At 72.3% G+C, this 10585-nt stretch carries 9 protein-coding genes; 7 read left to right on the top strand and 2 right to left on the bottom strand.

Annotated elements, in window-relative coordinates; all coding sequences use genetic code 11:
• The first annotated feature begins 20 nt into the window (after window positions 1–20).
• The 4 genes from HG543_RS46680 (at window position 21) to HG543_RS46695 (ending at window position 3850) form a co-directional block, all read left to right on the top strand.
• A complete protein-coding gene (locus HG543_RS46680; RefSeq protein ID WP_343073609.1) occupies window positions 21–1289 on the top strand; it encodes a sigma-54 interaction domain-containing protein in 1269 nt (422 codons plus the stop codon).
• 281 nt (window positions 1290–1570) lie between these two features.
• Window positions 1571–2272, top strand: coding sequence for an MBL fold metallo-hydrolase (locus HG543_RS46685; protein ID WP_169351442.1), 702 nt, complete (start codon window positions 1571–1573; stop codon window positions 2270–2272).
• A gap of 106 nt (window positions 2273–2378) precedes the next feature.
• Complete coding sequence (locus tag HG543_RS46690) at window positions 2379–2981, top strand: rhodanese-like domain-containing protein (protein WP_169351443.1); 603 nt, start codon at window positions 2379–2381, stop codon at window positions 2979–2981.
• Window positions 2981–3850 (top strand): sulfite exporter TauE/SafE family protein, encoded by an 870-nt coding sequence (locus HG543_RS46695; protein WP_171818438.1) that lies wholly within the window; start codon window positions 2981–2983, stop codon window positions 3848–3850. Before HG543_RS46690 ends, HG543_RS46695 begins: the two co-directional genes overlap by 1 nt.
• A gap of 5 nt (window positions 3851–3855) precedes the next feature.
• On the opposite strand, the gene HG543_RS46700 is transcribed toward HG543_RS46695, so the two are convergent.
• Entirely contained in the window at window positions 3856–4494 is a 639-nt protein-coding gene (locus HG543_RS46700) for a TetR/AcrR family transcriptional regulator (RefSeq protein WP_169351445.1), read from the bottom strand.
• Window positions 4495–4594: 100 nt separating this feature from the next.
• On the opposite strand from HG543_RS46700, the gene HG543_RS46705 reads away from it, so the two are divergent.
• The 3 genes from HG543_RS46705 to HG543_RS46715 all read left to right on the top strand — a co-directional run bounded on the left by HG543_RS46705 (window position 4595) and on the right by HG543_RS46715 (window position 8469).
• Window positions 4595–5596, top strand: coding sequence for an SDR family oxidoreductase (locus HG543_RS46705; RefSeq protein WP_169351446.1), 1002 nt, complete (start codon window positions 4595–4597; stop codon window positions 5594–5596).
• Window positions 5597–5699: 103 nt separating this feature from the next.
• Window positions 5700–7355 carry a formate--tetrahydrofolate ligase gene (locus tag HG543_RS46710; protein WP_169351447.1) on the top strand — a complete coding sequence of 552 codons (1656 nt, stop codon included), beginning with the start codon at window positions 5700–5702 and terminating at the stop codon, window positions 7353–7355.
• Window positions 7356–7386: 31 nt separating this feature from the next.
• Window positions 7387–8469, top strand: a complete 1083-nt coding sequence (locus tag HG543_RS46715) for a DUF4440 domain-containing protein (protein WP_169351448.1) — start codon at window positions 7387–7389, stop codon at window positions 8467–8469.
• 83 nt (window positions 8470–8552) lie between these two features.
• Here HG543_RS46715 and HG543_RS46720 read toward each other — a convergent pair whose 3' ends face one another.
• The gene (locus HG543_RS46720) at window positions 8553–10160 is read right to left on the bottom strand and encodes a methyl-accepting chemotaxis protein (protein WP_343073608.1); all 1608 of its coding nucleotides are present in this window, start codon (window positions 10158–10160) and stop codon (window positions 8553–8555) included.
• Window positions 10161–10585: the final 425 nt, after the last annotated feature.

Raw genomic sequence — 10585 nt, forward strand, 5'->3', positions numbered from 1 at the left:
CTCCCGCTCCGTCCCGACTCGTGCTTCCCGCCCTGGATGCCCTCGCGGGCCCCGTGCTCCTCGTCGACGGCGGGAGGCAGGTGGCCGCGCTCACCCCCGCGCTGGAGGCGCGGCTCGGCGGCACCGTCCGCGCGGGAACGCCGCTCACGGAGGTGCTCGTCCCGCACGGCGGCGCCGAGCGACTGGAGTCCCTGCTGACGGAGGGACGTGAGACGTCCGCCCGCATGCGCACGGGGAGCCGGACGCACCCGGTGCGGGTGCGCGCGGTGGCGCTGACGGAAGGGACGAAGGGGCTCGGCTGGGCGCTGCTCGTCGCGCCGGAGGCCGAGCGCGACACGGAGGGCAACGCCGAGCTGTTCCACGGCGTGTGGACGAGAGACCCGGAGCTCCAGCGCATCTTCCGCATCGTGGAGAAGGTGGCCCGCACCGAGTCCAGCGTCCTGGTGCGCGGCGAGTCCGGCACCGGCAAGGAACTCATCGCCCACGCGCTGCATGCGCTGTCGCCCCGGAGCAAGGGCCCCTTCCGCGCCATCAACTGCGCGGCGCTCCCGCCCAACCTGCTGGAGAGCGAGCTGTTCGGCCACGTGCGCGGCGCCTTCACCGGCGCGGTGCGCGACAGCCCGGGACACTTCCGGCTGGCCAACAAGGGCTCGCTCTTCCTGGATGAAGTGGCGGAGATGCCGTTGGACCTCCAGGCGAAGATGCTGCGCGTCCTGGAGACGCGCACCGTCATCCCCGTGGGCGGCCGCGAGCCGGTGCCCGTGGACGTGCGCATCATCGCCGCCACCCACCGGGCCCTGCGGCGCGAGGTGGAGGCCGGCCGCTTCCGCGCCGACCTGATGTACCGGCTGCGCGTGGTGCCCATCTTCCTGCCCTCGCTGCGCGAGCGCCCCGGAGACATCCTCCCGCTGGCCATGCGCTTCCTCGACGAGCTGCGGCAGCGGGGCTCTCGGCGCGTGGAGCGCTTCTCGCCCGGAGCCCGCCGCCTGCTGGAGGGACACACCTGGCCGGGCAACGTGCGCGAGCTGCGCAACGTCATGGAGTACACCTACGTCATCGGCGAAGGCCCGGTGGTGCGCGAGGCGGACCTGCCGCCCGAGTTCTCCGAACCGCGCCGTGTTCCACCGGCCACGCTCGCCGGCCCGCCGAGCTTGCTGGACGCGGAGAAGGTGCGCGCCGCGCTCGCCCAGGCGGGAGGCAACCGCTCCGAGGCAGCGCGCCTGCTCGGCATCAGCCGCGTGACGCTGTGGCGCCGCCTGCGCGACCTGGACGTGCCTGGAAGCGAATAGGCGCGAGGACACCGCTCCGGGACACACCGCCCGACATGGGCGCGTGACGAACGCCTGGGAGCGGCCGCGTCACACCGTTTCATCCGGCGTTTCACCTGTTTCATCCCCTGGAGCACCCGGCCGTGCGCACCGGTCCGGGCGTACGGCGACGGTGTGCTTCGAGACAGGCGTCTCGCCCTGGGAGCGGAAGACGGCGCATACTGCCGGGGACCTCCCGTACGCCAGGACTGGCACGCGGCTGGCAATACCTCCCGTCGCAAGAACTTCCTGTGAGGTGCACCATGCTCTTCCGACAGCTCTTCGACGCGGAGACCTCGTCGTACACGTACCTGCTGGCGGACGAGGCCACGCGCGAGGCGGCGCTCATCGACCCCGTGCTGGAGCAGGTGGAGCGCGACCTGAAGCTGCTCACCGAGCTGGGCCTGAAGCTCGTCCTCGTGCTGGAGACCCACGTGCACGCCGACCACATCACCAGCGCCGCCGTGCTGCGCGAGCGCACGGGCGCCACGGTGGTGGCCTCGGCACGGGGCGCGCCGTGCGTGGACCGGAAGGTGGGCCACGGCGACGTGGTGCGCGTGGGCGGCCTGGAGGTGAAGGTGCTGGAGACGCCGGGCCACACCGACGACAGCCTCAGCTTCCTCTGCGAGGGGCGCCTCTTCACCGGCGACGCGCTGCTCATCCGCGCTACCGGCCGCACCGACTTCCAGAATGGCGACGCGGGCCAGCTCTACGACTCCATCACCCGCCACCTCTTCTCCCTGCCGGATGACACGGTGGTGTACCCGGGCCACGACTACGCCGGCCATGCCCTGTCCACCATCGGCGAGGAGCGGAACCACAACCCGCGCCTGGCCGGCAAGACGCGGGACGCGTTCATCGCCTTCATGAAGGACCGCAAGCTCCCGCCGCCGAAGAAGCTCGACGTGGCCGTGCCCGCCAACAGGGCGTGCGGCCGGGTCGCGGAGCCTCGCGCGCACTCCTGAAGCCGGCTTCACAACGCCGCTCCGCTCCTCCCCACTCCAGAGAGACCCCAACCCACACCCACCTGCCCGCGCCTCTTCGAGGACGCGGGACGGGAGATGCTTTTTCATGAACAGCCTCTTCGACAGTGCCACCCCTCACCCCGACGGCTACCGCGACGTGGACGTGCGGCAGCTCGCGATGCGGACCTTCTCGCGGCCACCGATGGTGGACGTGCGCGAGCCCTCCGAGTTCGACGGCCTCCTCGGCCACATCGACGGCGCCCGGCTCGTGCCGCTCGCCACGGTGAAGGAGGCGGCCATCGACTGGCCGCATGACGAGGAGGTGCTGCTGGTGTGCCGCTCCGGGGCACGCTCCGCGAAGGCGGCGGTGCAGCTCGTGGCACGAGGCTTCACGCGGGTGATGAACCTGCGCGGTGGCATGCTCGCGTGGAACACCGCGGACCTGCCCGTGGTGCGCCCGTACCTGGGCTCTCCGCCCACGCTGAACCGGGTCCTCGACGAGCTGCTCGCCGGCCTGCACCGCACCGTCTCGCCGGACATCCCGCTGCCCGGCTTCGGCCAGGGCCCGTCGCGCGAGACGCTCGCCGCCCTGCTGGACGCGCTGCAGGGCTCGCCTCCCGCGGGCATGAGGGACCCCGCGGGCTTCGAGCGCCTGCTGCGCGACTGCCGCGACCTGCTCGCGGTCGCGAGACCGTGGAGTCCCCAGTGATGCTGTACGTGGGCCTCGCCGCCTCGCTGCTGGTGGGCGTGCTGTTGGGGTTGCTGGGAGGCGGCGGCTCCATCCTCACGGTGCCCCTGCTGGTGTACGTGCTGGGCGTGGAGCCGCGCACGGCCATCGCCATGTCGCTGGTGGTGGTGGGCGTCACCAGCGCCAGTGGCGCCGTGCTGCACGCGCGGGCGGGCCGGGTGCGGTGGCACACGGCGCTCGTGTTCGGCGCGGGCGGCATGGCCGGCGCGTTCATCGGCGGGCGCATCAACCCGCTCCTCCCCTCCACCGCGCTGCTGCTGCTCTTCGCGAGCGTCATGGTGGCCGCCGCGGTGGCCACGCTGCGGCGCAAGGAGGCGCCGCCTCGCGCCGACAGCACACCCGCTCCGGAGGCACCCACGCTCCCCGTGCCGCGAGTGCTGGCGCAGGGCATGGCCGTGGGCCTGCTGTCAGGGCTGGTGGGCGCGGGCGGCGGCTTCCTCATCGTCCCCGCGCTGACGCTGGTGGGCCTGAGCACTCCGGTGGCCACGGCGACGTCGCTGGTGGTCATCTCGCTCCAGTGCGCCGCGGGCTTCATGGGACACCTGGGGCACGTCCAGCTCCCGTGGGCGCTCACCGGCGCGGTGCTGGCGGCGGCGGTGACGGGCAGCGTCGTGGGCGGGCGGCTCGCGGGGCTCGTGTCACCGGCCACGCTGCGCCGGGGCTTCGCCGTGTTCGTGCTCGCCACCGCCGCGTTCCTGTTGGTGGCGCAGGCTCCGGCTCAGGTGCGCACCCTGGTGGCGCGGGCCGGTGCCTGGCCGTGGCTCGTGGCCGGCACCGGCGTGGGCCTGCCGCTGACGCTGTGGCGGCTGCGCCTCGTCCGGCAGCGCTGACCCGCTCAGCGCTTCGTGGGGGGCGCATGGAGGATGAGGCTCGCGACGGAGGCACCCACCGCGCGGCCCATCCCCTCCAGCTCCGGCAGACGCGCCGCCTTGTGCCCGAGGAACCCCTCCGTCCACAGCGAGGTGAAGCCGTGCACCGCGCTCCAGGCGGACACCGCCACCACCCACGTGTCCGGCTCGGACAGCTCCGGGCGGACCTCGGCCACCGCGCCGCGCATCAGCTCGAACGACTCCGTGCCCAGGCGGTGGTACTCCTCGAAGCGCGGCTCCTTCAGCTCCGGCAGGAACATGACGCGGTAGTGCGCCGCGTGCTTCACCGCGAACTGGATGTACGCCGCCGCCATCCCCTCCAGGCGCTCCGCCCAGCCGCCGCTCGCCTCCCGGGCCTGCTTCATCGCCGCGTTCAGCGCGACGAAGCCCTCCTCCGCCACCGCCGCCAGCAGTGACTGCTTGTCCGGGAAGTGGTGATAGGGCGCCGCCGCGCTGACGCCCGCCCGCCGCGCCACCTCGCGCAGTGACAGCGCCGCCGCGCCCTCCCGCGCCAACACCTCGAGCGCCGCCTCCACCAGCGCCCGCCGCAGGTCGCCGTGGTGGTACCGCGCCCGCCTCTTTTCGCCCGTGCCTCGCTGCGCCATCGCTTCCCCCTCCTTACCGCCCCCGGGCTCCGGACGCTCATCTTGACACCGTTCAGATGTGTCGTTACTTAATTTAAGCACTGTTCAGATTGGAGGCGGCATGAAGGCGTTCGTGACGGGAAGCACGGGGCTGTTGGGCGTCAACCTGGTGCGGCTGCTGCGGGAGCGGGGCCATGAGGTGCGCGCGCTGGCCCGCTCGCCGGAGAAGGCCCGGCGGCTTTTGGGGGACACCGGCGCGGAGGTGGTGTCGGGGGATTTGGAGGACGTGGACGCCTTCGCCCCGGCGCTGGACGGCTGCGACGTGGTGTTCCACACGGCCGCCTACTTCCGCGAGTACTACGGCCCCGGGGACCACTGGCCCGCGCTGGAGCGGCTCAACGTCCACGCCACCCTCCAGCTCGCGAGGGCGGCGTCGCGCGCCGGAGTGCGCCGCTTCGTGCACACGGGTTCGTCGAGCGTGATTGGCCGCGCGAAGGACGGCGGCCCCGGGGATGAGAGCGCCCCTCCGGACCGGCTGGCGCGGACCAACCTGTACTCGCGCAGCAAGGTGGTCGCGAGCGAGCGCCTCCATGCGCTCGCGCCCGAGCTGCGTCCCATGGAGGTGATGGAAGTGCTGCCGGGGTGGATGTTCGGCCCGTACGACGCGGCGCCCACGGGGAGCGGGCAGCTGGTGCTGGACTTCCTCCAGGGCAAGCTGCCCGGCGTCTTCGAGGGCGGCGCCTCCGTGGCGGATGCCCGCGACGTGGCGGACGGCATGCTGCGCGTGGCGGAGCAGGGCCGCGCGGGGGAGCGGTACATCCTGTCCGGAGAGTACGCCTCGCTGGTGGACGTGACGCGGGAGCTGGCGGCGCTCTCGGGGCGGAAGCCTCCGAAGAAGCTCCCCTACCCCCTGGTGCTGGGCGTGGCCGCCACCTCCGAGCTGTGGGCGCGGCTGAGCGGGAAGAGCACGGTGATGACCGTGGAGGGCGTGAGCACCATGCACGCCCGCAACACCGTCAGCGCGAAGAAGGCCCGCGCGGAGCTGGGCGCGAGCTTCCGGCCGCTGACCCAGACGCTCGCCGACGAGGTGGCGTGGTTCCGCGAGGCGGGGCGGGTCTCCTGAGGCCGTGACGTCCAGGGCCGTGCCACACGGACCCGGGACCGCGCGGGCTCCACCGCGCACCACAATCGTTGACCCGTGCCCCCGTCGCGCCGAGAGTCCCGGCATGACGCTGAGACCCATCACCGAAGTGGGCGCCGAGCTGGGCCTGTCTCCCGAGCACGTGCTCCCGTGGGGCACCCACCGCGCGAAGGTGTCGCTGGACGCGCTCAAGACCCAGGGCGGCAAGCAGGGTCGCCTGGTGCTCGTGTCCGCCATCAACCCCACGCCCCCGGGCGAGGGGAAGACGACCATGTCGGTGGCGTTGGCCATGGGCCTGCGCAAGCGCGGGCGCCGCGCGGTGGCCGCCCTGCGCGAGCCGTCCCTCGGTCCCGTCTTCGGCGTGAAGGGCGGCGGCACCGGCGGCGGGCAGGCCAGCCTGGAGCCCGCGGCCGACATCAACCTGCACTTCACCGGCGACCTGCACGCCATCACCACCGCGAACAACCTGCTCGCGGCGCTGGTGGACAACGCCGTGTACTACGGCCAGCCGGTGGCCATCGACTCCACGCGCGTGCGCTGGCGGCGCGCCATGGACATGAACGACCGGTTCCTGCGCAACGTCATCGTCGGCCTGGGCGGCAAGGCGCACGGCGTGCCGCGCGAGGCCGCCTTCGACATCACCGCCGCCAGCGAGGTGATGGCCATCCTCGCGCTGGCCGAGGGCCTCAAGGATTTGGAAGCCCGGCTGGGCCGCATCGTCGTGGGCCACTCGCCGGACGGAAAGCCGGTGCGCGCGCGGGACGTGGACGCGGCGGCGTCCATGGTGGCGCTGCTCAAGGACGCGCTGATGCCCAACCTCGCGCAGACGCCTGAGGGCGGCCCGGCGCTGGTGCACGCGGGGCCCTTCGGCAACATCGCGCACGGGTGCAGCTCCGTGATGGGCACGCGGATGGGACTGGCCTACGCGGACGAGGTGGTGACGGAGGCCGGCTTCGGCTTCGACCTGGGCGCGGAGAAGTTCCTCGACATCAAGTGCCGCAGCACGGGCCTGTGGCCCCGGGGCGTGATGCTGGTGGTGACGCTGCGCGCGCTGAAGCACCACGGCGGCGCGGCGGCCGCTCGCGTGGCGGAGCCGGACCGCGAGGCGCTCGTGCGCGGCTTCGCGCACCTGGAGAAGCACCTGGAGTCGGTGGCCGCGTTCGGCCTGCCCGCCGTGCTGTGCGTCAACCGCTTCCCGCAGGACACGGAGGCGGAGCTGGACGAGCTGCGCGCGTTCGGCAAGGCGCGCGGGGTGGAGACGGCCGTGTGCGAGGGCTTCTCGCGCGGCGGCGAGGGCTCGCTGGAGCTGGCGGACCGGGTGCTGGAGATGCTGGACCGCACGGATGCCGCGCCGCCGCGGCCCCGCTTCCTCTATGAGCTGTCGCAGTCTCCCGAGGAGAAGGTGCGCGCGATTGCCCGCACGGTGTACGGCGCGGAGGACGTGGTGTTCACCGCGGGGGCGATGAAGGACCTGCAGACGGTGCGCGAGCTGGGCGGCGCGGAGCTGCCGGTGTGCATGGCGAAGACGCACCTGTCGCTCTCGGATGACCCGACGAAGGTGGGACGGCCTCGCGGCTTCACGCTCACCGTGCGCGAGGTGCGGCTGTCCGCTGGCGCCGGCTTCATGGTGGCGCTCACCGGCGACATCCTCACCATGCCCGGCCTGCCTCGCGAGCCGGCCGCCCGCCGCGTCACCGTCCACGATGACGGCCGCGTCACCGGACTGATGCAGGGCGAATGACAGGAAGACTTCGAGAGGGAGGGAATCAGCCATGAAGCAACAGCTCGCGGGAGCCATCCTCGTGTCACTGGTCACCACGGCCTGCGCCGGTCCTGGCGCGGGTGCTCGTTCGCCGGCCTCGGAAGAGGCAGCCGCCGCCTCGGCGAAGGCGCCGCTGTCTCATGAAGAGGTGCGCGAGACGCTGCGCGCCGCCGACGCCGCGATGGCCGATGCCATGGCGAAGCAGGGCTCCGCCGAGGGCATCGCCTCCTCCGCCGCCGAGGACGCCCTGCTGCTGCTGGATGGGCACTACACGCTGCGCGGCCCGGGAGAGATTCGCGCGCGGCTCTCCGCCGAGCCGCTGGAGCGGGACGGCGTGCTGAGCGCCGAGGCGCTGGTCTGGGACGTGAGCGCGGACGGGCGCATGGGCTACACGGTGGGCCACGTGCTGCTCGACTCGACCGTGTCCGCCGCTCCCGGTGGGACGGGCGCGGCGCCGACGGGAACGACGGGCTCCGCCACGGCGCAGTCCGCGCCTCCCGCCTCGGCGGACGCACCGCCCAAGCTCAAGCCCGGCAAGCGCTACCAGCGCTACCTCACGGTCTGGACGCGGACGCCGGACGGGCCGTGGCGCCTCGCGGCCGCCGTGTACGGCCGCTCCCCCGGTCCGCTCAAGGTGCCCCCCACGTTCTCCGTCACCGCCGCCGGAGCGCCCCAGGTCACGCCCGCGGCTCCATCGGACGTGCTCGCCGAGGCGTTCGCCGCCGACTCCGCGTTCTCCGACCAGTCCGTGCGCGAGGGCATGGGCATCGCCTTCGGGGCCTGGGCCGCGCCCAACGCCGTGATTCCCAGCGGGCCCACCGGCTTCTTCGGTCAGGAGGCCGTCGTCAGCGGGTACGCGCCCATCACCCGCGACAAGGTGGAGCTGCGCTGGGAGCCGAAGCTTGGCGGCGCCGCCAGCTCGGGAGACATGGCCTACACCGTGGGCCGCGCCGTCTCCATCTCGCCCGGACAGGACGGCAAGCCGGGGACCTCGTACATCAAGTACCTCTCCGTCTGGCGCAGGCAGCCGGATGGGCAGTGGCGCTACGTCGCCGACAGCGGCAACGGCAACCCGGGCCCCGAGGGCCCCTGAAGTCCGCGTGAGGCGAGCGCGAAAGCCTCCGACGGGCCGGGGTGCCACCCAGGATGGTGGCACCCACCCGGCCCCGGCACGGCTCAGGCGCGGAACGACGTGGACAGCTCGGTGAGCTGACCCAGCGAGGCGTTGATCTGCGTCACCGCCTCCTCGGCGGTCATCGTCGCGGTGACGACGTCCGCCATCATCGCGGACAGCTGCGTCATCACCTCGGTCATCTGCGCGATGCCGGCGTTCTGCTGGGTGACGGAGGCGACAATCTGCCGCGCGGCCTGGCTGCTCTCCTGCACCACCGTGGTGATTTCCCTCAGCGTGTTCGCCGAGGCGAGCACCTGCTCGATGCCCTCCTCCATCTTCTGGCTGTCACCCTCGGCAATCGACACCGTCGAGCGGATGGCCTGATTGATCTCCAGGAGAATCTTGCCGATGCGCTGCGTGCTCTGCAGCGACTGACCGCTCAGCGAGCGCATCTCGCGCGCCACCACCGCGAAGCCCCGGCCCTCCTCGCCCGCGCGCGCCGCTTCAATCGCCGCGTTCAGCGCCAGCACGTTGGACTGGTCCGCCAGGTCCTTCACGCTGCTGATGATTTCGCCCGCGTGCACCGCCTGGTCGCTCAGGTGCCCGATGCTGCCCACCAGCGCGCCCACCCGCTGGCGGATCTGCTGGAGCCCCTCGGCGCTCTTCTCGATGGACTGCTGGCCCGACGCGCTGAACGCGTCCGCCTGGGCGGCCACCTTCAGCACCATCTCCGCGCGGCTGGCGGCCATGTTGGACGTCTGGGCAATCTCCGCGATGGTGGTGCTCGCCTCGGTGAGGCTGCGGGACTGGTTGGTGAGGAAGGTCACCTGGTCCTGGCTGGCCTGCGTCAGCCGCCCGGCCGCCGCGGACAGGTCCGCCACCACCGAGGAGATGGTGTTCGGCACGTCGCGCAGCCGCGTCACCATCACCTGGAAGCCGCGCGCCAGCTCGCCCACCTCGTCCTGCGAGCTCGCGTCGATGGGCTGCGACAGGTCGCCCTCCTGCGCGATGCGCGTGGCCACCGACGTCAGCTTCCCCAGCGGCACCGTCACCTCGCGGTGCACCCAGAGCGCCAGCCCCACCGTCAGGGCGATGCCCAAGAGCACCAGCACGGTGACGAGCACCTGCATGGTGATGTGCAGCCCCTTCACCTCGTCATAGGAGATGGCGATGTTCCGGGCGTCGTCCTCCGCCGCCTGCTTCAGCGCCGTGTTCAGCGCCTGGAAGGACGACTCCAGCTTCGCGCGCGCGGCCTCCGCCCCGGCGTCACCCTTCACCGCGAGCGCCAGCGCGGCTTCCGCGTTGCGCCAGTAGGCGGCGAGGTCGGCCTTGAGCGTGTCCGTCCGCTCCACGTTCGCGCCCGGCACGGTGCGCGCCTGGTCGAGCTTCTCCTGCAGCTCGGTGACCTCGGTGCGCAGCGGCTCCAGTCCACCCTCGGCCTTGCGATTCACCTCGGCCATGACGCCGCGGTGCAGCCCCGGGTAGCGCAGGTGCATCTCGCGGCTCAGCTCGATGGTGGGCACATGCGAGGAGTTGATGCGCTCGTAGACCTTCCCCGACATCACCCCCAGCGTGACGAAGACCACGAGGATGGAGACGAGGAACACCGCGGCCACCGCGGGAACCGCCATCATCTTCTGCATCAGCTTCAGCTTCAGCTTCAGACGCACCGGGCGCCCTCCCTACCGTGAGCGGTCCCCGAGCCATTCGGCCTCTCGCCACAGACTCCGGCCAGAGCCCGGAACTTGAAGCAGGGCCTGCTGCGCCAACACATGTCGCCTTCCTTCCGCGGGCCCCACGAGGAGCCCCCCGATGCTCGGGCGGAAAAATCCGCTGATCCGCCGCGGGTCGCAGGATAGCGGACTGCGGACATACTGCTAAGTCCCACATCCCGTACGCCCTGGAAGGTTCCGAGAGGTGGGAGGCCGTGGGTGGGATGGGACACTCCGTGAAGCCCGGGCGCTCCCCTGCCCGCCCCCACCCTGGCCGGGCGGGGCTTCAGCCGGCGAAGGGCGAGAAGTTCACCACCACCTGGCGGTCGGGGATGAAGGTGCGGCGGGCGAAGTCCTGCACCTGTCTCTTTTACACATCTGAC

The sequence above is a fragment of the Pyxidicoccus fallax genome (assembly GCF_012933655.1).
GTDB classification, from domain to species: domain Bacteria; phylum Myxococcota; class Myxococcia; order Myxococcales; family Myxococcaceae; genus Myxococcus; species Myxococcus fallax.